This window comes from Thermoflexus sp. (genome assembly GCF_025055495.1).
Classification (GTDB): domain Bacteria; phylum Chloroflexota; class Anaerolineae; order Thermoflexales; family Thermoflexaceae; genus Thermoflexus.
Window position 1 is genome coordinate 1 of sequence record NZ_JANWXB010000062.1, and the last position, 19,379, is coordinate 19,379.

Consider the following 19,379-nt stretch of genomic DNA (forward strand, 5'->3'; position numbering starts at 1 on the left):
GGGGGGGGGGGCCCCCCCCCCCCCCGCCCAGCCCCCGAAAGATGTTTTCCCCTTGACTGGTCAAAGCACTGGTTTGCAATACGGCAAGGCGCAATCACCATGTAAGCTGGGACCGCAGCTCTGCAAACCGTCGCATCTGCTCGATTTGCACAGTGACGGATGGAGCCTCAAACGTGAAGATCACCCCGTCCGCTCCGGCGTCCCGAAGCGCCTGTAGACCCTGCACGATCTGCTCCGCGGGGCCAGTCAACCGCATTCGGCGTTCGCCGGCTGGCGAAGTATACACCGGCGGAAGCTGGGAATCCAGGGCGATATACATCCGGCAAATGACCGGGATCGAACGCCCCTGAGACCATGTGCGCAGCTGGGCCACGCGCGTCCGCAATGTCTCCGGATCCAGACCGACCGGATGCCAACCATCTCCCAAACGGGCGGCCCGTCGCACCGCGGCTTCCGTGTTCCCCCCAATCCAGATCGGGGGTCCACCGGGTTGGACCGGCAGGGGCTCGAACACGGCGTCCTGGATGCGGAAGAAGCGGCCCTGAAAACGCGGACGGGGGTTGGTCCACAGGGTTCGCATCAGGGCGATGCCCTCTTCGAGAAATCGAACGCGGCGTCGGAAAGACATCCCCAGGTTCTCGAACTCCGGGGCCAGCCACCCCGCGCCAATCCCCAGGATTAAACGGCCGTTCGACAATTGATCTAGGGTAGCCGCTTGCTTGGCCACCAGCACTGGGTTGCGCAATCCCAGAAGGAGGATCGACGTGCCCAGCCGGACCCGCTGGGTCAGCGCGGCCACATAGGCCAAAGTGGTCCAGGTCTCGAAGATGCGGCCGTAGGGCTCATAATGAGCTTCAGGGACCAGGATGTGGTCCGTGGTCCAGAGGGAGTCGAATCCCAGAGACTCTGCCGCCTGGGCCACCTCGCGGATGGCCTCGGGCGATGAAGCCCGGCCATAATTCGGCAGGCAGATGCCGATATGCATGGTTTTCCGCTCCGAACGCCATGGTTATTGTGCTTCATCTCCCCTTCACACGACTCCCACAACCTTGACCAGGACCCGCTTGCGACGCTGGCCATCGAATTCCGCGTAGAAGATCTCCTGCCATGGACCCAGGTCCAGATCCCCATTCGTAACCGGGACGATCACCTCGTGGTGGAGGAGCAGGCTCTTAAGATGGGCGTCCGCATTATCCTCACCGGTGCGGTGGTGCCGGTAATCCGGGCGGAAGGGCGCCAGGCGGTCCAATAACTCCATCATGTCCTGCATGATACCCTCTTCGTGGTCGTTCACGTAAACGGCGGCGGTGATGTGCATCGCGCTGACCAGGGCGAAGCCCTCGCGGATCCCGCTCTCTCGCACAGCCTCTCGCACGCGATCTGTCAGACGGATGATCGCACGCCGTTCCCTTGTCTGAAACCAGAGATAAAGGGTCAAGGCCCGATAGGGTCCATTCTCATAACGGCGGATTTCCTCTTTCACTAAGTTTTCGGTCAACGGCGCATCCAGCTCCACCGGTCGGTTATCGCTTACTATCCGATAGGACATCCGGGCCTCCTGCACATCCGGGTTTCGAGTCAAGGCAGATGCCTGGACCTCATGAAAGAGCTTGCCTCTTTCTTCCCTGCCGTCCAGAGAGATGCGGGGAACGCGCTCGAATTCCCCGCATCGAGATCAGCACGCAAGTTAGAGTTGCTCGGGCTCCGAGGGCGGAGGCGATTCCGCCCCAAGGATCGCGCGCAGCCGTTCGATTTCCAGCTGAAGGACGGAGATCTGCTCTCGCAGGCGAAGGATGATTTCCACTCCTGCCAGGTTGACGCCCAGCTGCGTCAGCTCTACGATCTGGCGCAGCCGGGCCACATCCCGTTCCGAATACAGACGTATCCGGCCCCGGACCCGCCGGGGAGAGATCAGGCCAATGGATTCATAATACCGAATGGTTTGCGGATGCAACTGCACCATCGCAGCCACCTTCCCGATCCGATATCGGGGTTGATCTTCATCCACCACTTCGACTGCGCAGGCTTGAATCTCCATCATCGCCTTCACCTCCTGGATCGGGTGGTGTGTGGCGGGTGCTTCGTTCTTCTCCCTCTCCTCATCCCTGCGTCGCTTCGCGGCGCGGGGCGAGGAGAGGGCAACTCCTTCGAGCCGGGAGAGCCGCCGAAAGCAGCCCGCCCGCCTCGATCCGGTAGGGAGAGCCGGTCGCTCCATCTCCCCAGGCTCCCATTCATAATCCTAAAAGCTCGGGTTAACAAAGCGCCTAGCGGCAGTTCCGGGCGGCGGCGGTGATCATTCCGACGGCCGCTCCCCGAGGGTCACCCGGAGCGTCAGCGCTTGGCCGTCGCGGAGGATCGAGAGGGTCACCGTCTCCCCAACGCGTTTGTAATTCTCCAGGTAGATCACGAGCTCATCCACTCGACGCAGAGGGCGATCATCAATCGCGGTGATGATGTCCCCACCTAGGAACACGTCGCCGAAGCGGGTGCGCACCCGTTGGGTCGCTCCCCGCAGCCCAGCCCGATCCGCCGGACTGCCCGGCGCCACCTGAACCGTGAGGAGGCCGTGATCCACCGGCAGGCGGAAGGCCTGGGCGAAGGCGGGGGTGATCTCAAAAAACGAGGCGCCCAACCAGGGGTGGGGATAACGCCCCCGGGCGATCAGTTCGGGAACCACCCGCTTGATCGTGTTCACCGGGATGGCAAATCCGATACCGATGGAACCGCCGCTGGGGGAGCGGATCGCCGTGTTGATCCCGATCACCCGTCCATCCAGATCCAGCAACGGACCCCCCGAGTTCCCCGGGTTGATGGCCGCGTCCGTTTGGATCACCTCCCCTAACGGTCGATCGGAGAGCTCCAGGGTCCGGCCCAGGGCGCTGATCACCCCCACCGTCATCGTGCGGTCCAGACCGAAGGGGTTCCCGATGGCGATGACCCATTGTCCGACCTGAAGCTGTGAGGAATCTCCCAACGTCACCGGGAGCAATTTCTCCCGGGGCACCCTGACCCGTAGCACGGCCAGGTCGTTGTAAGCGTCCGCTCCCACCAGCGTGGCGGAAGCGGTGGTGCCATCGGCGAGGATCACCTCGATCTGATCCGCGCCCTCCACCACATGGTTATTGGTGACGATGTGCCCCTCCCGATCCCACACGAATCCGGATCCAGTGCCCTCCTGGTAAATGGGGCCCCGAAAGAGATCGAACGCCGTCGCCCGGGTGGTGATGTGCACCACGGAGGGGCTGACCCGCTGATAGACCGAGATGAACGCTGCCTCTATCGCCCGGGCTTCCGACAACGCCTCCGGAGGGATGGGTGTCGGAGTCGGGAAAGGAGAGGAAGCGCCCCCCGCTTGTGGGAGGGCAGCACCGCCCGACGGCTGGGTCAGAGCCGAGCGAGCCCATAGAAGGGCGCCAGCGGTCATCGCTGCACAACCCCCAATGAAGAGCAAAAGCCCTGCCAGCAAAAGCCAGAAGCCGCGCCGCATCTTCCCGGATCCTCCTCGCAAGGGTGAGCGAAGCGCCCTCCGTGTTCGCTCTCCTTACGGCGAGGGCCGCTCCCCCAGGGTCACCTGGACCTGCCTTTCCTGCCCATCCCGCAGGATGGTTAACGTCACCGTCTGGCCAACCTCCGTGTAGTTAACCAGATAAGAAACCAGCTCATCGAAGGAGGAAACCGGACGGCCGTTGATGGCCGTGATGATATCCCCGCCCAGCAGGATGCGGGTTCCTCGAACCTGAACCTCGCGAGTGCCTCCCCGCAGGCCGGCTCGGGCGGCTGAACCGTCAGGAACCACTTCCTGGATCAGAACGCCCCGGGTGGCGGGGACATCGTATCCTCGCGCTCGCAGTTCCGCCAGCGAGATGGCGCCGGTGGAGGTGATCCCCAGGTAAGGATAGCGGACCCGGCCGTTTTGGATCAGCTGAGGGACCACACGTTTTACGGTATTCACAGGGATCGCGAAGCCGATGCCGATGTTCGCGGGTATCCCGGTGATGCTGGAGTCGGTCCGGATGGCGGAGTTAACGCCGATCACCCGGCCTTGCAGATCCACCAGGGGTCCCCCGGAGTTGCCCGGGTTAATCGCCGCATCGGTCTGAATGACATCCGGGATCTGAAAGCGGGTGGGCGTCTCCAGCGCCCGGCCCAGTGCGCTGATCACCCCTAAGGTCATCGTCCCCCGCAGGCCGAAGGGATTGCCGATGGCTATGACCTTCTGGCCGACCCGAAGCGTATCCGAGTCCCCCAGCTCAACGGGGCGCAGGAGCTCGGCAGGCGCGTCCACCCGGATCACTGCCAGATCGCTGAAGACATCCCGCCCCACCACACGGGCCTTTGCCACCGTCCCGTCATAGAATGTCACCCAGATCTCCTCAGCATCTTCGACCACGTGATTGTTGGTGACGATGTGTCCCTGGGTATCATAAACAAAACCGGACCCGCTACCGAAAGCGGAAGCTTCTGCTCCCTCCACATCGATGTTGACCACGGAGGGCAGGACCTTCTGATAGATGGCGATCAGGCGTTGCTCCTCCTCATCAAGCCCCGATGGGATGGGTGGGGGCGTCGGCGGAGGCCCTGCCGGAACAACAACCGCGCCGCCGGACGCCGGCGTGGGGGTGACGAAAATCAGCTCCCGCAGAGAGAGTGAGCGGCATCCGCTCCATGCGAAGATCCCCGCCAAAAGGATCCAGATCCCTTTTCGGATTCGCGAGCCCATGGGCTTTCGCTCCTGGATAAAGATCGCAGGCACTCCGGGAGTGGAGTTTCGGAAGGTATGGGTCGCCCTCATTCCTTAAGCTGACATGCAGTTCAGTTATCGCCCTCGGCGCAGACGGGCCAGTTCGGCGAACAGCTCCCGTTCCCTCGGGGTCAGGTTCCGGGGCAATTCCACGGAGACCCGGAGGTAAAGGTCCCCCCGTTCGCCCGGATGATGCGGGGAGGGCATGCCTTCCCCCCGCAGGCGGATCAGGGTGCCGTTCTGGGTCTCCGGCGGAATATGAACCATCAGGGTCCTTCCATCCAGATGGCGGAAGGGAACCTCGCCCCCCAGGACAGCCGTGTAGAGATCGACCGGCAACGTGGCGTAAAGATCCTGATCCCGCTGCTCAAAGCGGGGGTGAGGAGCGACCTCGACGACCAGATAGAGATCCCCCGGTGGCCCGCCATAGCCAGGCTCTCCGGCCCCCGGAACCCGCACCCGGGCTCCGGTTCGCACCCCCGGGGGGATGCGGACTTCCAGGCGACGCCCATCCCGAGCGCGGATAATCCGGGTGGTTCCCTGGAAGGCCTCCTCCAGGGTGAGCGCCACTGGCTGTTCGATATCCCGCCCTCGGAACCGAGTGGTGGTCCGCCCCCGTGTTTGCCGGGGCATGCCGCCGAACAGCATCTCGAAGAAGTCCGAGAATCCGGAGAGCAGGTCCTCCAGATCTCCTACTTCAACCCGCACCCGGCCGGGCTGAACCCAGGGGGACCAGTCGAACTGACCCGGATCGTAACCGGCTCGACGCCAGGCTTCATATTGACGGCGGAGCTCATCATATTTGCGGCGCTTTTCCGGATCGGAGAGCACCTCGTAGGCTTCATTGATCTCTTTGAACTTCTCCTCCGCCGCCTTATCGCCCGGATTGACATCGGGATGGTATTGTCGGGCCAGCTTCCGGTAAGCCCGTTTGATCTCCTCCTCGCTCGCATCGGGGGAGACGCCCAGGATCGCGTAGTAATCTTTAAACTCCATTTCGCGGCCTCAGCTCCCGGAGATTTCAAGAACAGCGCTCAGCTTTTGATTTTACAACCAGGGTGCTGGAGAATAGGGAAAATGGGAACCGGGCTGGATAACAATCCCTGAATCGCGTGGAGCTCTCCATTTCAGCCTGGCAGAAGATTCCCTCACCCACGTCTCTCTCCAATAAGGGGAGGGGAGAAGGAAAGGTGGGGAAGGGGGGATAAGAGGAGGCGTAACTCCCACGATTTCACCTCGGCGCTCTGTCCTGCGGAGCGACATATAGCAACCAGGAGGAGATCTGTGGATTTGCGCGCGCTTGAAGAGGCGATGGAACAATTCGTTACAGCGAAGGGCTGGTATAACCCGGGCTCGCCGCGACCCCAGACCCCCCGCAATCTGGCGATCTCGTTGGTCCTGGAAGCAGCAGAGGTGCTGGAGCTCTTCCAGTGGAAAGAAGTCGCGGATCGGGAAGCGCTGGCCGGGGAGCTGGCGGATGTGATGCTCTATCTGTTACAGCTGGCCCGTTTGCACGGCATCGACCTGGGCGAGGCGGTGATGGCAAAACTGGCTCAGAATTACCAGCGGGAGTGGCCATGAGCGCGGGACGCCGGCTCCGCATTCTGGCGGTCTCCGATCAGGTGGTCGAGGCCTTATACTCGCTTCAGGCCCGGGAGTGGCTTTCCCCCATCCATCTGATCCTTTCATGCGGAGACCTGCCCTACGGATACCTGGAATTCCTGATGGAGCTTTTCAGCGCCCCATTGTTCTATGTGCATGGGAACCATGACCGGCCGGAACTCCTCTCCGATGGGCGGGTCCGCCATGGGCCGGAGGGTGGGCAGAATCTGGATGGAAGGGTGGTGTGGGAGCAGGGCCTGTTGCTGGGCGGGCTGGAGGGCTCCCGACGCTATCACCCGGAAGGCCGTTATCAATATACGGAAGAGGAGATGTGGCTTCGGGTCTTCCGGCTGGTTCCACGCTTGCTGTGGAATCAGTATCGCTATGGACGGGCGATCGATCTGCTCATCGCCCATGCCCCGCCGCGATCCATCGGCGATGGACCGGATCCAGCCCATCAGGGATTCTCTGCCTTCCGATGGCTGATCGATCGCTTCCGCCCACGTTATTTTTTGCATGGACATCTACACTTCTACGGCCGTCGGCCTATGATTCCCGCAGGCCCGACACGGGTGATCAATGTGTTTCCCTATTATGTGCTGGAGATCGAGGTGAGCGATGTGGGACACCACGAACGGAAACGAGCCGGTGACCGCCGAGGTTGTCGCTCAGTATCGATGGGCTCGCTTCCGGGCGATGCTACGGAGTCTCATCGCCCAGCTGACCGGGCGCCCGAACAGATTGCTGGCGTTCGATGAAGTCAAAGAGAAGCTGAATCTGCGCGGATCCGTTTATCGAGGCATCCAGCGAGTCCCCCTGGATCACATCATCGGCAGTGTCAACCGGTATCAGGACTTCGATCGAGCCTTCCTGCCGATCCATCGCCATATGGCCGATCGCTGGATCGCGGTTGGCACCGTCCTGTTCCAGGAGGCCAACCTCCCGCCGGTTCGGCTTTACAAAGTTGGGGATGCTTACTTCGTCCTGGACGGCCATCACCGGATCTCAGTGGCCCGGACGCTGGGGTGGCAAGAGATCGAGGCCGAGGTGATCGAGGTTCGAAGCCGGGTGCCAGTAGGGTCGGATCTTCAGGCCGAAGATCTGGAAATTCTTCACGAATATGAGGAATTTCTGGAGCGGACCCGCCTGGATCTCCTTCGCCCGGAGGCGAACATCCGCTTTACCATCGCGGGGGGATATCAGCGCCTGCTCGAGCATATCGCTGTGCATCGCTACTTTATGGGCCTCGAGGAAGGCCGCGAGATCTCGGAGGATGAAGCAGTGGCCCACTGGTATGATACGGTTTATTTGCCGGTAGTAAAAACCATTCGCGAGCATGGCCTGCTGGAGGATTTCCCAAATCGGACTGAAGCGGACCTCTATCTCTGGATTATGGACCATTTATATTATCTCCGGGAGGCCTATGGGCCGGAGGTGAATCCGGAGATAGCGGCCCTGGATTACGCCGAGCAGTTCGCCGAACACCCGATCCGGCGCCTGGTGAACGAGCTCCGCCGGGCAGTGGAGGGAATGAGCGCTCTTCCGCCGATGGAAGGGAAGCCGAGGATCTGAGAGGAGGCTGCCAGGCGAAGGGATGTGGAAAGCGGATCGTTCAGCTTCTACCGGGGTGATCCCCATTGAGCGGTCTGGCCCAGCGACGGAGGACCCATTGCTTCCTGAACCCTGAGGTCTCCTCCAGGTATCGAAGGGAGGTTCGCTACATGGGTTCCCTTTCCATCAGGCAGTGGGGGATGGTCCTGGGAATGCTGGGTCTGGTCTTCCTGTTTTCCGCAGCTTCCACCCATGCCTATCAAGAGGAGGAAGCAGAACGAGGGGCCGCAGTCTTCGCTCGTCGATGCTCCACATGTCACGGGGATCAGGGACAGGGACTGACCGACGAGTGGCGGGCCACGTGGCCGCCTACCCATCAGAATTGCTGGAAGGCGAACTGCCACGGGCCTCAGCCTTATCCCGAGGACGGTTTCACCCTCCCCCGCGTGGTCCCAGCGCTGATCGGGCCGAATACTCTCCAGCGGTTTACGACCGCTGCGGATCTCTACGCTTATATCCGCGCCCAAATGCCCTTCCATGCTCCAGGGAGCCTTCCGGAGGAAGATTACCGGGCCGTGACCGCCTTTCTGCTTCAGCGTCATGGGATCCCGGCGGATGGCCAGCTCTTCGATCCGGAAGCTGCGCGGGGAGTTCTGCTCCGCCCATTGGCTTCCCGGGGGAAAGGAGCGCTGGGGAGGATCATGGAGGATTTCATTCGGCAGCGATTTCCATGGTGGATCCTGGGAGGGATCGGTGTCGCTGGCCTGCTATGGGGGATGATGGGGAGGCTTCACCGACGGAGCTGAGCGCTTGGCCTTCCCGCAACTCGAAGGGCCATGGGGAGGAGCCCATCCATCCTCTCCAGAGCGCCCAAGTCTATCGGCGTTGTGTTGTTTGCTTCCCGATGGAGACGGAGCCGGACGCCTTCGGCTTCGCGCTATGAAAAGGAGGAGAATCCTTCCACATCAGGTAGCGACGGGAATGATCGCTGCATGGCTTCTGGAACGGATCTCCATAGACGAGGCCACAACGCGGCAGATCGGAGCGACGTTGGGGCGCTGGTTGCAGCCCGGCGATATCGTCGCGGTCCAGGGCCCCCTGGGGGCCGGGAAAACCCGCTTCATCCAGGGGATCGCGGAAGGGCTGGGGGTCACCGAACCCGTTCAGAGCCCTTCGTTCATCCTGGTTCAGGCTTATCCATTGCCGGGGGGCAGGAGGTTTTATCACGTGGATCTTTATCGGCTGGAAAATCCAGAAGCGGTGTGGGCTCTCGGATTGTGGGATCTGTTTGATGAGATGGCCATCATCGCCATGGAATGGCCAGAGCGAGCGGCCGGTCTCATCCCAGAGCCGTATCTTCGGGTGACCCTGATCCCCCTTGGCGACACCGTTCGCCAGATTCGGATGGAGGCGATCGGGTCCTTTCCCTTAGAGCGTTTGAAGACGCTTCAAGCCCTGCTGGGCTCGGAGTGACGGGGGCGAGGAGGACGGGGAGATCCCTTCGGGGGCTCGCCGCAAAAGTAGGGATGGGAATGAGCGGCGAAGTCACCTATGCCACCACTTCCTCTTCCTTCAATTCGGAGATTGAGGTCTTTCATCGATGAGGGGAAAACGAAGCTATCTGCTCGCGCTGGATACCGCGACCCTTGGGTTGGCCCTGGCGCTTTTCGACGGAGCGGAGTGGGCCGCGGTGACCTACTGGCGAACGGCGGATCGACATACCGCCGAGTTGATGCAGCGCTGTCAGGAGTTGATGGCAAAGGTCGGTCTGACCCCGGAGGATCTGATCGCTGTGGCGGTGGTCAGCGGGCCCGGCTCCTTTACCGGGCTCCGGGCGGGCATCGCTGCCGCCAAGGGATTGGCGATGGCGCTGGACCGTCCGTTGTTCGGAATCGGAACAGAGGAGGCGATGCTGGCAGATCTTCCCCCATGGATGGAAACGCTCAACGTGTTTCTCCCAGCAGGGCGGGGACGATTAGCGCTGCGCCGTTATCAGTGGTCGGGGCAATGGATGCCGGCAGGAGAGCCAGTGCTGACGACGGCGGAGGCATTGATCGCTTCCTGGACGCCAGGGGTCTGGCTGGTCGGGGAATGGACCGCTCAAGATCACATGCGGCTGGGCCAGCCGCCCATCGTCCCCTGGCTGATCCCCAGGGGCGGTCCATCCCGGGTTATGGGAGCGGCCCGGCTGGCTTGGGCCCGCTATCAGGCAGGCGAGCGACCGGATCCTGCCCTTCTGCGTCCTATCTATCTGCGCACTCCCAGCGTCCCCGCGGGATGAGCCATTAAGGCGAGGTCAAAATGCCAGCCCTGGAGATCCCGGAGTCGGTGCCTTTTCGGATCGACCCGATGCGTTGGGAGGATATCACGGAGGTCATAGCGATCGAGCGACGCGCGTTCTCCATGCCGTGGCCGATGCGCGCCTATGAGCAGGAGCTTTTAAGGAATCCCAACGCCCATTATCTGGTCCTGCGCCCTCGGGAAGTTCTTGCCGTTGTGCTGACATTCCCTCCCCCCCGACTGCCGATCCTGGGATACGGAGGCTTCTGGCTGGTTCCGGATGAGGCCCATATCAGCACGATCGCCATCGATACGCCATGGCGGGGGCGTGGCCTGGGGGAGCTGATGTTCTTGGCCCTGGTCGAGGAGGCGATCGCCTGGGGCGCCAACCTGATCACACTGGAGGTGCGGGCTTCCAATGTGGTGGCCCAGAACCTTTACCGGAAATACGGGCTGGAGGTCGTAGGCCGTCGGCCAAGGTATTATCGGGACAACAATGAGGATGCTCTGGTGATGAGCGTGAAGGGTGTGCGTTCTCCGGATTATCGAGAACAATTGGAGGCTCTGAAGGCCCAGCTCTGGGCCCGATTGCAGTCCGCAGGCCCGATCCCTCTTCACCGTTCTGGAACGAATTGAGGGATCTGCTCATCTCACCCTGTGCGGATTGGCTGACTTTTGCGACGGGGGGGTGGCTGGGCGCGTCACACATCTTCAATGAGGGATGACGCATGAAGATCCAGGGCTTGATCTTCGATCTCGGTCACACCTTGATCGAGCTTCCGGAAGAGCCCGAAGCGTTACGTCAGGAAATGTTCGCGGCTGCCCTGAAGGCGCTGCGTTCTCATGGGATCCCGGTAGAAGAAGCCGCCTTGGTTGCTGCGGTGGAGCACTGGATGAGCCTTCGTTATGGACGCTGGAAGGAGGATTGGCGGGAATATCCGCTGGTGGAGACCTTCGCCCTCGCCCTGGGCGAGCTGGGCTACAAGGAGCTGTCCAGGGAAGTGGTTCGGGAGGTCGTTCGGGCCTTTCTAACTCCCCAGGAGGCGCGCTGGCGGCCTTTCCCGGATACATTCACGACGCTGGAGGAACTTCACCGCCGGAACTATCGTCTGGCGCTCCTGACCAACTCGGGCGATGCTGATCACTCCTGGCGATTGATCGATCGGTTTGGGTTGCGTCGCTACTTTGATCCCATTGTGATCTCCGCCGTTGTCGGATGGCGGAAACCGCATCCGGCTCTTTTCTTAGGGATCGCGGAGGCCTGGAGGCTTCCTCCACAAGCCATTGTGGTGGTTGGGGATCTTCTCGAGGCCGATATCCAGGGGGCCCATCTGGCTGGGATGCGTGGGATCTGGGCGGCGATGGGGGCCGAGCCTATGTCCTCACCCAATCACGCTCGACCGGATGCCGTCGTCCATTCTCTGGGCGAGATCCTGGCCGTCCTGAGCCAGTGGGAGAATGGAGGGTAGGAATCCGCTCCGCCCGGAGTCTCTCCCGATCGGGTGCAGTTGAGCAACCCAGGGACGTCCACTTCACTGAAAGATCTTCAGGAGGCATTCGAGAGGATGGGGCGGGGGTTCAAGATCTTCCTGGAGGCGATTAAATTCGAGCACACCGTTTTCGCGTTGCCGTTCGCCTATATCGGTATGCTCCTGGCTGCCGGCGGCTGGCCGCGCTGGGATCAGGTCCTCTGGATCACGGTGGCCACGGTGGCCGCTCGCACCCTGGCGATGAGCATGAACCGTCTGGCGGATCGGGAATACGACGCCCGGAATCCCCGCACAGCGAACCGGCCATTGCCTCGCGGCCTCCTTCGGCCGGAGACCCTGAAATGGGCGGTGGGGATCTCGGGCGTGGTGCTGGTGGTGGCCGCATGGGCATTGAATCCCCTGTGCGTCGCGCTCCTTCCCGTAGCCATGTTGTTCCTGATCGGTTATCACTATACCAAGCGCTTCACATGGCTCAGCCACTGGATCCTGGGGTTCACCGATGGTCTGGCGCCCATGGGAGCGTGGATCGCCCTTCGGGGATCCTTCTGGAAGCCGGAAGATTTGCCGGCCTGGATCTTGATCGCTGTAGTGACCATGTGGATCGCCGGCTTTGATCTGATCTATGCCTGTCAGGATGTAGATTTCGACCGTCGGGAAGGGCTTTACAGCGTCCCGGCCCGCTTCGGGATAGCGCCGGCGTTGGCGGTGGCGCGCCTGAACCATCTGGGGATGCTGATCCTGCTGGCTGCCCTGGGGATCATGCTTCAGCTGGGATGGCCTTACTGGTTGGGAATGGGGCTGGTCGGCGCTCTCCTGGTTTATGAACATCGCCTGGTTTCACCAAACGATCTCTCTCGAGTGGATGTGGCGTTCTTTAACGTGAACGCCTATATCAGCGTCCTTCTGTTCGCTGCAGCCTGGGGCGGATTGGCCTGGGGACGTTGAGAGGAGGAAGCTTTTTGCAAGCGCGTGCTATGGGCATGCCTTTGGGGAACGAGTCGATGAAACTCCCCTCCATGGCCCTTTGGGGCATGAGGGGAAATGTTGAGGCCTAGGGCGGTCGCTCCAGCCCTCGATACCTCACATTCTGGGGTTTGGGATGCGGGGCTAGGGGCCGAAGGCCTCCAGCTCTATGGCTGGAAAGCCAGCCCGCCGATCAGGAGAGCTGTGCCAGCGATCGCCAGGAGGATGGAGATGGCGATCAGGCGATCCCCCCATCGACGTCGCTGTTCGAAGCGCGTGTGAAAGCGACGGCCAGATTCCTGATCCTCCTCCCGCGCTGAAGGATGGCCCTGCCGGCGATGCCACCACGCGCGGGCACAGAACACATACTCCCCCACTTCGTGGGCTTGGATCGGTGAGCGGGGATCGAAGCTCATCCGCTCTTTGCTCCAAGCTCGATTGACGAGGCTCCTGGCTCCGACTATACTCGTAATGCCGGCTTTGCGGGAAGCCCTTTCAGGTTCCCGTAATCGGATCCCTCTGCCCAGAAAGGAGGAGAGGCCATGTGTCGGAAGGGGTTCGTTTCCATATGGGTTTTACTTGCCCTGGCACTAGCCGCCTGTGCGCCTGGGGCCACTCCAACGCCGACGGCCACGGTTCCGCCCCCCTCACCCACCCCCCCTCCGGCTGCCACCCCCATGCCCGCCTTCCAGCCAATGAAAGTTGAGGCGCCGGATTGCAATTACGGCGGAGAGTTTAAAGCCATTGAAGCGATAGATCAATACACTGTCCGTTTCACGTTGTGTTACCCCGATCCGGCCTTCCCGTCCAAGGTGGCTTTCGCCGCCTTTGCGATCCAGGATAAAGATTACCTGGATGCCAATGGTGGCGATTCGGTGAAAATGAGCGAGAGGCCGAACGGGACAGGGCCTTATCGCGTCAAAGAGTGGATCCGGGGCGATCGCATCATCTTTGAGGCCAACCCGGATTACTGGGGCGAGAAGGCCAAGGCGAAAACGCTGATCTTCCGCTGGTCCAAGGAGGCCGCGGCGCGCCTGCTGGAGCTGCAGGCCGGGACGGTCGATGGGATCGACAATCCGAACCCCAACGACTTTGCAACGATCGAGCGGGATCCCAACCTGAAGCTTTACATCCGTCCTCCGTTGAACATCGCATACCTGGGCCTGAACAACACCAAGCCGCCGCTGGACAATGAGAAGGTCCGTCAGGCGATCGCGATGGCCATCGATCGGGAGCGTCTGGTCAAAAACTTCTACCCGGCGGGCTCCATGGTAGCGGAACAGTTCGTGCCGCCCGCCCTCAAGCCGGGCTACACCGAAGGCCTGAAGTGGTATGACTATAACCCGGAGGAGGCGAAGCGACTCCTGGCCGAGGCCGGCTACCCCAACGGTTTCGATATCACCCTCTCTTACCGGGACGTGGTGCGCGGTTACCTGCCGGAGCCAGGCAAGGTCGCCCAGGACCTCCAGGCCCAGCTCGCCGAGGTTGGCATCCGGGTCGAGATCAAGGTGATGGAGTCTGGAGCCTTCCTGGACTCGGTGGCAGCGGGCAATGAGCCGATGTATCTCCTGGGCTGGCTGGCCGACTACCCGGACGCCACCAACTTCTATGATTATCACTTCGCCAACGAGGCCAATAAGCAGTTCGGCAACCTCTTCCCGGATCTGGTGCAGGAGATCCGGGCGGCGGCCAAGCTGAGCGATCCCGCTGAGCGGCAGAAGCACTACGACAAGGTGAACGAGCTGATCAAGCGACACGTGCCGATGATCCCTCTGGCCCATGGGGTCTCGGCGGCCGCCTTCAAAGCCAGCGTGAAGGGCGCCCACGCCAGCCCGCTGAACAACGAGGCCTTCTGGGTGATGGACCCCGGTAAGGACGAGCTGGTGTGGATGCAGAACGCGGAGCCCATTGCCCTGTGGTGCGCCGACGAGACCGACGGTGAGACCTTCCGGGCTTGCCAGCAGGTCTATGAGCCTTTGCTGACCTATAAGGTCGGCGGCGTCGAGGTCGAGCCAGCCCTCGCAGAACGCTACGAGGCCAACGCGGATCTCACCGTGTGGACTTTCTATCTCCGCCGGGGCGTCAAGTTCCACAACGGCGCGGAGCTGGATGCTAACGACGTGGTGGCGACCTTCAAGGCCCAGTGGGACGCTAAGGACCCCAACCATAAGGGCCGCACGGGGACCTTTGAATACTTCAGCGCCTTCTTCGGGGCCTTCCTGAACGCACAGCAGTAAGCCCCCTGGCCGCTTGAGCGATCCGGACCCTAAGATATCACAAGGGGTGAGACCTCTTAAGGTCTCACCCCTTGCGATTCGCAGCCCAGGCGATCCCGTTTAGCGCATGCCCCTGAGAGGAGGGGCTCATCCCTCAATGAAGGATCCTGGGCAAATCATATCGATCGATCAGCCACTTCCTGGGGGAGCGATCACCACAGGAACCTCGCAGATCGCCGCCTCTCGCGCCGCGATGTCCACCACCACCACGCGAAGCCGATAGCGGCCCGGCTGGGGGAAGAAGGGACGAGGATCGAAGGTCCAAAGTCGTCCCTCGATCACCGGTTGCCGCACGATATCCCCCAGGGTGACCCATTGGCCTCCCGTGTAGGGCCCATGGATTTCCACTTTATAGAACTGAAAAGCGGAATGGGTGGCCGTGCCGATCAAGGTGATGGGTTGGGAGATCACCTGGCCTGGGGATGGAAACTCGATCTGTGCGTTCGGATCCGGGCAGCGTGCCCGGAGCGGAGTGGGGGTCGCTGTGGGTGAAGGGGAAGGAGAAGGGATCGGCGATGGCGAAGGCGGAGGCAGGGGCGATGGGGAAGGGATGGGAAGAAATCCAGAGGAGGGCGAAATCCGGGGGGTTGGCGAGCGAAGCCCGGGAACTGTGGGCGAGGGAACCCGTGCTGGCGTCGGGAGGGGAGAGGGCTCCGAAAGGGGACTGAGAACCCCTGATCCCACAAGAAGCCAGAGGCCCAGACCGAGGACGAGCAGGAATGCGGCCCGGGTCAGTCCACTGAGCAGATCCATAGCGGCCATCTCCCGCTCCACGCGGAAAAAGGCTCGGATGAGCCGGCGATAGGCCCGCCAGGCCTGCCCCAGGGTGATCAGCAGCAGTAGGCCGATGCCCCCATAGAGCACCGGAGCTAAAGATTTCAGCAAAGTCCATAGGTTTTCCATCCACACCCTTCTCCCCGTGGGTCCAAAACCCATCGAGAAGCACGTTTTCCCCTCAAATCCTCTGCAGCACGCCCCGGATGATCGTCGTGAGCCGGGGGACCAGAACCCGGCCTGCTTGGAGGACCTCCTCATGGGTCGGCGGCTCAAATGCATCTGGGTTCAGAACATTCGAGATCCCGGATAAGGCGAGAACCCGCATTCCGCCATGGCAGGCCACGATCACCTCCGGGACGGTGGACATTCCGACCGCATCCGCTCCGATCAGACGCAGGAATCGCACCTCCGCGGGCGTCTCGAAGCTGGGTCCGCCCAGCATCACATAGACTCCCTCATGGGTCGGGATGCCTTCTGCCTCAGCGACCTCCCGCGCCAGCGCCCGGAGCTCCGGGTCGTAAGCCCGGGAAAGATCGGGAAACCGGGGACCCCAATCCGCCTCGTTCGGCCCTCGGAGGGGGTTGGCCCCGGCCATCCCGAAGAGGCCGATGTGGTCGCGGAGGATCATCACATCCCCAGGTCGGAACCCCGGGTTCAGCCCTCCCGCAGCGTTGGTCAGGATCAGGATCCGAACGCCCAGAAGCTGCATCACCCGGATGGGAAAGGTCGTTCGCTGCACCGAATAGCCTTCATAGAAATGAGCGCGTCCTTGAAGCACCATCACCGGGTGCCCTTCCAGCCGCCCGATGATCACCCGGCCAGGATGCCCTTCGACGGTGGCGGCTGGGAAACCGGGGATCTCCGTGAAGGCCAGCGTGATCGATGCCTCGACCACATCGGCCAGCGGGGCCAGTCCGGAGCCCAGCACCAGCCCAATCCGCGGCGGGAACGAGATCCGTTCCCGGATCCACGCGGCAGCGGCTTCATATTCAGCTCGGGGGATCATTTCATGGACATGCATGGCGTTCTCCAAACGAGCATCGATCTTGCCCTTGTCATGCTTCCTGGCGCTTCAACAAAGCCTGCCTCTTCTCCTCGAACTCCTGATCGCTCAACAGGCCGCTACGACGCAACGCCTCCAGCTGTGCCAGCAAGCTCTCGATTTCGCCACCCCCTGGGCTCTCCAACCCTGGCCGTTCCCCCAGCATCGCTTTCTGATCCAGCATGACTTGCTTGAAACGCAGGGGATCGGCGATCCGATTCAGGCGGTTCACCCCGATCTCGCTCCCTGTGAGGATCTCGATATCCCCATAGTTGAACAGGCGTCCCCACAGGGATTGCCGCAGAACCACATCGTTGACCTTTTCGAGGGAGGAATCGAAAACATTCTTGTTCAGGATCCCCTCCACCTGAACCACCCGCCGTGTGGTCACCATATACACCTCGTTCCACCAGCGAAGCAAAGAACGGAGTAGAAATGCCAGCGGGATCATCGCTAAGGCCAGGCCCGCGATCACCAAGGGGAGTGTGAAGGGGGGAAAGAGGATGCCGCTGGCAATGGTCAGGCCGATCAGAACGCCAGCAGGGATCCCATAACCCAGCGCCGGGCGAAGGAGGACCAGGGGGTGCTGTCGGGTCTGGAAAAGGACACGCTCGTTCTCGCCCAATAACTGTTCGATGTAGCCCATGAGAACCCCCGCATTGGGTGTTGAGTAAAAGACCATTATTCCTCTGGTAGGGATGCTTTGTGCCGACGCTGGTGAGAGGGGATGGCTTCCATGATCCGGAAGACCAGTTCATAGCGGCCCATGGGCGGCATTACATAAAGCCCCTGGGCGAATTCCGCGAGCTCCGCCACCACCTCCTGAGCGATGCGAATCCCTTCCACGCGTGCTCGCTCCTCGCCGGCCCGCCGGAGGCGCTCGCGAACCGCTTCCGGGACCTGGATGCCCGGCACCTCATTGTGCAAGAACTCGGCATGACGGAGGCTCATGAGGGGGAGCACCCCAGCCAGGATCGGGATCGGGATGGGGCCTTCCCATTCCTCATAGCGCCGGAGGAAAGCCTTCAGAGTGGCCGGCTCGTAAACCGGCTGGGTCATGATGAAATCCGCTCCGGCGCGGATCTTCCGGCGCAGTGCCTTCATCTCACGCGCTGGATCCGGTGCGTTGAAGTTCAGGGCAACGCCCACAAAGAACGCGGTCGGCCGGCCGATGGACTCCCCTGCATGATCCAGGCCCGCGTTAAACCGCTCTTTGATCAACTGAACCAGACCCGACGGCACGATATCCATGGCATCGGTGGCCTCCGGGTAATCTCCCTGAGCGGGAGGATCCCCCATGACGACGAACAGGTTGCGCACCCCCAGGGCGTGGATGGCTAGGAGGTCCGACTGGATGCGTAGAAGGTTGCGCCCCCGGGTCGGGAAGTGGAGGATGGTTTCCATGCCGACGTGGTTCTGGACCAGGAAAGCCAGGGCCCACGGGCTCATCCTTAGCCGGGCCATCGGGCTATCGGCGATGTTTAGAGCGTCCACCCCGCCGGCTTTCAGCGAACGCGCCACCTCCAGCAGGGCGCTGGCATCATGGCCCCGCGGAGGATCCACCTCCACGCTCACCACAAAGAGGCCGGCCCGCAGGCGACGGGCCAGGTCGGTGGGTTCAGGTTCGGCAGGGAGGGGAGGAGAAACCCCGCGAAAGATCGGACGGCGGCCCTCGGCAGGAGGTTCCGCCCGTGCCTTCAGCGCTCGACGCATCGCGGCAATGTGTTCCGGGGTTGTTCCACAGCATCCTCCAAGGATCCGCACGCCGAGGGCAAGAAAACGCTGCGCATATTCGGCGAAGTAATCCGGCGTGGCCGGATAGCGAAGGCGCCCGGCGGCGATCTCAGGCCAGCCCGCGTTCGGCATAACCGCCAAGTAAGGTGGGGGGCCGCCCGCCTCCCCTACCCGGGAGGCCATCCGGCGAATCACCGGAAGCAGTTTGGCGGGCCCCACCGAACAATTCGCTCCGATGATAGGAACCCCCAGTTCCAGAAGGGTCTCGACGACCTCCTCGGGGGTGTGGCCCATCAGGGTGTGGCCATCCTGGGCAAAGGTCATCTCAGCGATGATCGGCAGGTGAGGGGCTGTCTCCTGGGCGGCACGGACGGCCTCCAGGATCTCCGGAAGAGACGAAAAGGTTTCCAGGATCAGGGCATCCACGCCCGCCTCCACCAGCGCGGCGATCTGCTCCCGGAAAGCTTCGCGGGCTTCCACCGCCTTCACCCGACCCAGAGGGGCGAGGGGCACCCCCAGCGGCCCAACGGAGCCGGCGATCCACACGGGGCGATCCGCCTCCAGGGCAGCCTGCCGCGCCAGCGCAACCCCTGCGCGGTTCAACGACACCACCTGATCTTCCAATCCGTGTTCGGCTAGGCGATAGCGATTCGCCCCAAAGGTGTTGGTCTCCAGCAACTCGGCCCCTGCTTGCAGGTAGGCGCGATGGATCTCCAGGACGACTTCGGGAGCCTCCACGTTCAGTGCTTCATAGCAGCGATCCAGCGAGAAGCCTCGCGCGTAAAGCATAGTGCCCATGGCTCCATCGGCCAGCAACGGGCCCTGGGCCAAGCGCTCGAGGAGGGTCGGTTTTGTCATCGCGGTTGGCTCCTCCGACGATAAAGAAATCCTCGCCTCATGTTCAGAATACGTGCCGCGGACTG

Annotated in this window: 21 protein-coding genes; 10 read left to right on the forward strand and 11 right to left on the reverse strand. The window is 62.1% G+C overall.

The genetic code is table 11. The features are described from left to right. Positions 1-94: 94 nt before the first annotated feature. The 6 genes from NZM16_RS02260 to NZM16_RS02285 form a co-directional block, all read right to left on the reverse strand. The gene (locus NZM16_RS02260) at positions 95-985 is read right to left on the reverse strand and encodes an LLM class F420-dependent oxidoreductase (RefSeq protein WP_295449559.1); all 891 of its coding nucleotides are present in this window, start codon (positions 983-985) and stop codon (positions 95-97) included. A 45-nt stretch (positions 986-1,030) separates the two neighbouring features. Next, complete coding sequence (locus tag NZM16_RS02265; RefSeq protein WP_295478233.1) at positions 1,031-1,549, reverse strand: secondary thiamine-phosphate synthase enzyme YjbQ; 519 nt, start codon at positions 1,547-1,549, stop codon at positions 1,031-1,033. A gap of 138 nt (positions 1,550-1,687) precedes the next feature. Beyond that, entirely contained in the window at positions 1,688-2,041 is a 354-nt protein-coding gene (locus NZM16_RS02270; RefSeq protein WP_295449553.1) for a MerR family transcriptional regulator, read from the reverse strand. Between the two features lie 252 nt (positions 2,042-2,293). Beyond that, positions 2,294-3,487, reverse strand: a complete 1,194-nt coding sequence (locus tag NZM16_RS02275) for a trypsin-like peptidase domain-containing protein (RefSeq protein ID WP_295449550.1) — start codon at positions 3,485-3,487, stop codon at positions 2,294-2,296. A 54-nt stretch (positions 3,488-3,541) separates the two neighbouring features. After that, positions 3,542-4,720 (reverse strand): trypsin-like peptidase domain-containing protein, encoded by a 1,179-nt coding sequence (locus NZM16_RS02280; protein ID WP_295449548.1) that lies wholly within the window; start codon positions 4,718-4,720, stop codon positions 3,542-3,544. 96 nt (positions 4,721-4,816) lie between these two features. Beyond that, positions 4,817-5,737 carry a J domain-containing protein gene (locus tag NZM16_RS02285; protein WP_295449545.1) on the reverse strand — a complete coding sequence of 307 codons (921 nt, stop codon included), beginning with the start codon at positions 5,735-5,737 and terminating at the stop codon, positions 4,817-4,819. A gap of 288 nt (positions 5,738-6,025) precedes the next feature. On the opposite strand from NZM16_RS02285, the gene NZM16_RS02290 reads away from it, so the two are divergent. The 9 genes from NZM16_RS02290 (at position 6,026) to NZM16_RS02330 (ending at position 12,609) form a co-directional block, all read left to right on the forward strand. Further along, the gene (locus tag NZM16_RS02290; protein ID WP_295478236.1) at positions 6,026-6,322 is read left to right on the forward strand and encodes a nucleotide pyrophosphohydrolase; all 297 of its coding nucleotides are present in this window, start codon (positions 6,026-6,028) and stop codon (positions 6,320-6,322) included. Next, positions 6,319-7,101: a metallophosphoesterase gene (locus NZM16_RS02295; protein WP_295449539.1), complete on the forward strand. Its 783-nt coding sequence runs from the start codon at positions 6,319-6,321 to the stop codon at positions 7,099-7,101. Before NZM16_RS02290 ends, NZM16_RS02295 begins: the two co-directional genes overlap by 4 nt. Positions 7,102-7,231: 130 nt before the next feature. Then, positions 7,232-7,915, forward strand: coding sequence for a DUF4032 domain-containing protein (locus NZM16_RS02300; RefSeq protein ID WP_295449637.1), 684 nt, complete (start codon positions 7,232-7,234; stop codon positions 7,913-7,915). A gap of 149 nt (positions 7,916-8,064) precedes the next feature. Continuing rightward, positions 8,065-8,700, forward strand: a complete 636-nt coding sequence (locus NZM16_RS02305) for a c-type cytochrome (RefSeq protein WP_295449536.1) — start codon at positions 8,065-8,067, stop codon at positions 8,698-8,700. Between the two features lie 175 nt (positions 8,701-8,875). Then, positions 8,876-9,367, forward strand: coding sequence for a tRNA (adenosine(37)-N6)-threonylcarbamoyltransferase complex ATPase subunit type 1 TsaE (gene tsaE / locus NZM16_RS02310; protein ID WP_295449533.1), 492 nt, complete (start codon positions 8,876-8,878; stop codon positions 9,365-9,367). A 127-nt stretch (positions 9,368-9,494) separates the two neighbouring features. Beyond that, positions 9,495-10,175, forward strand: coding sequence for a tRNA (adenosine(37)-N6)-threonylcarbamoyltransferase complex dimerization subunit type 1 TsaB (gene tsaB, locus NZM16_RS02315; RefSeq protein WP_295449530.1), 681 nt, complete (start codon positions 9,495-9,497; stop codon positions 10,173-10,175). A gap of 20 nt (positions 10,176-10,195) precedes the next feature. Further along, positions 10,196-10,810: a ribosomal protein S18-alanine N-acetyltransferase gene (gene rimI, locus NZM16_RS02320; protein WP_295449527.1), complete on the forward strand. Its 615-nt coding sequence runs from the start codon at positions 10,196-10,198 to the stop codon at positions 10,808-10,810. 92 nt (positions 10,811-10,902) lie between these two features. After that, positions 10,903-11,643 carry an HAD family hydrolase gene (locus tag NZM16_RS02325; RefSeq protein ID WP_295449525.1) on the forward strand — a complete coding sequence of 247 codons (741 nt, stop codon included), beginning with the start codon at positions 10,903-10,905 and terminating at the stop codon, positions 11,641-11,643. Positions 11,644-11,739: 96 nt separating this feature from the next. Next, positions 11,740-12,609 (forward strand): UbiA-like polyprenyltransferase, encoded by an 870-nt coding sequence (locus NZM16_RS02330; protein ID WP_295449523.1) that lies wholly within the window; start codon positions 11,740-11,742, stop codon positions 12,607-12,609. 185 nt (positions 12,610-12,794) lie between these two features. On the opposite strand, the gene NZM16_RS02335 is transcribed toward NZM16_RS02330, so the two are convergent. Continuing rightward, positions 12,795-13,043: a hypothetical protein gene (locus NZM16_RS02335; protein WP_295449521.1), complete on the reverse strand. Its 249-nt coding sequence runs from the start codon at positions 13,041-13,043 to the stop codon at positions 12,795-12,797. Positions 13,044-13,169: 126 nt separating this feature from the next. Between NZM16_RS02335 and NZM16_RS02340 the strand changes: the two genes are divergently transcribed. Beyond that, a complete protein-coding gene (locus tag NZM16_RS02340) occupies positions 13,170-14,864 on the forward strand; it encodes an ABC transporter substrate-binding protein (RefSeq protein WP_295478239.1) in 1,695 nt (564 codons plus the stop codon). A 168-nt stretch (positions 14,865-15,032) separates the two neighbouring features. On the opposite strand, the gene NZM16_RS02345 is transcribed toward NZM16_RS02340, so the two are convergent. From NZM16_RS02345 to NZM16_RS02360, 4 genes are read right to left on the reverse strand one after another with little or no spacing between them, the layout of a single operon-like run. Then, positions 15,033-15,806: a hypothetical protein gene (locus NZM16_RS02345; RefSeq protein WP_295449516.1), complete on the reverse strand. Its 774-nt coding sequence runs from the start codon at positions 15,804-15,806 to the stop codon at positions 15,033-15,035. Positions 15,807-15,858: 52 nt separating this feature from the next. Beyond that, positions 15,859-16,701, reverse strand: a complete 843-nt coding sequence (locus tag NZM16_RS02350; protein ID WP_295449513.1) for a purine-nucleoside phosphorylase — start codon at positions 16,699-16,701, stop codon at positions 15,859-15,861. A 34-nt stretch (positions 16,702-16,735) separates the two neighbouring features. Next, positions 16,736-17,368 carry a PH domain-containing protein gene (locus tag NZM16_RS02355; protein ID WP_295449510.1) on the reverse strand — a complete coding sequence of 211 codons (633 nt, stop codon included), beginning with the start codon at positions 17,366-17,368 and terminating at the stop codon, positions 16,736-16,738. A 35-nt stretch (positions 17,369-17,403) separates the two neighbouring features. Then, on the reverse strand, positions 17,404-19,314 hold the full coding sequence (locus NZM16_RS02360) for a bifunctional homocysteine S-methyltransferase/methylenetetrahydrofolate reductase (protein ID WP_295449507.1): 1,911 nt from the start codon (positions 19,312-19,314) through the stop codon (positions 17,404-17,406). Between the last annotated feature and the right edge of the window lie 65 nt (positions 19,315-19,379).

Excerpts from the sequence above, each read along its gene's own strand:
- NZM16_RS02260 (WP_295449559.1), bottom strand. The coding sequence starts at position 985 with ATGCATATCGGCATCTGCCTGCCGAATTATGGCCGGGCTTCATCGCCC.
- NZM16_RS02265 (WP_295478233.1), bottom strand. The coding sequence starts at position 1,549 with ATGTCCTATCGGATAGTAAGCGATAACCGACCGGTGGAGCTGGATGCG.
- NZM16_RS02270 (WP_295449553.1), bottom strand. The coding sequence starts at position 2,041 with ATGATGGAGATTCAAGCCTGCGCAGTCGAAGTGGTGGATGAAGATCAA.
- NZM16_RS02275 (WP_295449550.1), bottom strand. The coding sequence starts at position 3,487 with ATGCGGCGCGGCTTCTGGCTTTTGCTGGCAGGGCTTTTGCTCTTCATT.
- NZM16_RS02280 (WP_295449548.1), bottom strand. The coding sequence starts at position 4,720 with ATGGGCTCGCGAATCCGAAAAGGGATCTGGATCCTTTTGGCGGGGATC.
- NZM16_RS02285 (WP_295449545.1), bottom strand. The coding sequence starts at position 5,737 with ATGGAGTTTAAAGATTACTACGCGATCCTGGGCGTCTCCCCCGATGCG.
- NZM16_RS02295 (WP_295449539.1), top strand. The coding sequence starts at position 6,319 with ATGAGCGCGGGACGCCGGCTCCGCATTCTGGCGGTCTCCGATCAGGTG.
- NZM16_RS02300 (WP_295449637.1), top strand. The coding sequence starts at position 7,232 with ATGGCCGATCGCTGGATCGCGGTTGGCACCGTCCTGTTCCAGGAGGCC.
- NZM16_RS02305 (WP_295449536.1), top strand. The coding sequence starts at position 8,065 with ATGGGTTCCCTTTCCATCAGGCAGTGGGGGATGGTCCTGGGAATGCTG.
- tsaE (WP_295449533.1), top strand. The coding sequence starts at position 8,876 with ATGATCGCTGCATGGCTTCTGGAACGGATCTCCATAGACGAGGCCACA.
- tsaB (WP_295449530.1), top strand. The coding sequence starts at position 9,495 with ATGAGGGGAAAACGAAGCTATCTGCTCGCGCTGGATACCGCGACCCTT.
- rimI (WP_295449527.1), top strand. The coding sequence starts at position 10,196 with ATGCCAGCCCTGGAGATCCCGGAGTCGGTGCCTTTTCGGATCGACCCG.
- NZM16_RS02325 (WP_295449525.1), top strand. The coding sequence starts at position 10,903 with ATGAAGATCCAGGGCTTGATCTTCGATCTCGGTCACACCTTGATCGAG.
- NZM16_RS02330 (WP_295449523.1), top strand. The coding sequence starts at position 11,740 with ATGGGGCGGGGGTTCAAGATCTTCCTGGAGGCGATTAAATTCGAGCAC.
- NZM16_RS02335 (WP_295449521.1), bottom strand. The coding sequence starts at position 13,043 with ATGAGCTTCGATCCCCGCTCACCGATCCAAGCCCACGAAGTGGGGGAG.
- NZM16_RS02340 (WP_295478239.1), top strand. The coding sequence starts at position 13,170 with ATGTGTCGGAAGGGGTTCGTTTCCATATGGGTTTTACTTGCCCTGGCA.
- NZM16_RS02345 (WP_295449516.1), bottom strand. The coding sequence starts at position 15,806 with ATGGAAAACCTATGGACTTTGCTGAAATCTTTAGCTCCGGTGCTCTAT.
- NZM16_RS02350 (WP_295449513.1), bottom strand. The coding sequence starts at position 16,701 with ATGCATGTCCATGAAATGATCCCCCGAGCTGAATATGAAGCCGCTGCC.
- NZM16_RS02355 (WP_295449510.1), bottom strand. The coding sequence starts at position 17,368 with ATGGGCTACATCGAACAGTTATTGGGCGAGAACGAGCGTGTCCTTTTC.
- NZM16_RS02360 (WP_295449507.1), bottom strand. The coding sequence starts at position 19,314 with ATGACAAAACCGACCCTCCTCGAGCGCTTGGCCCAGGGCCCGTTGCTG.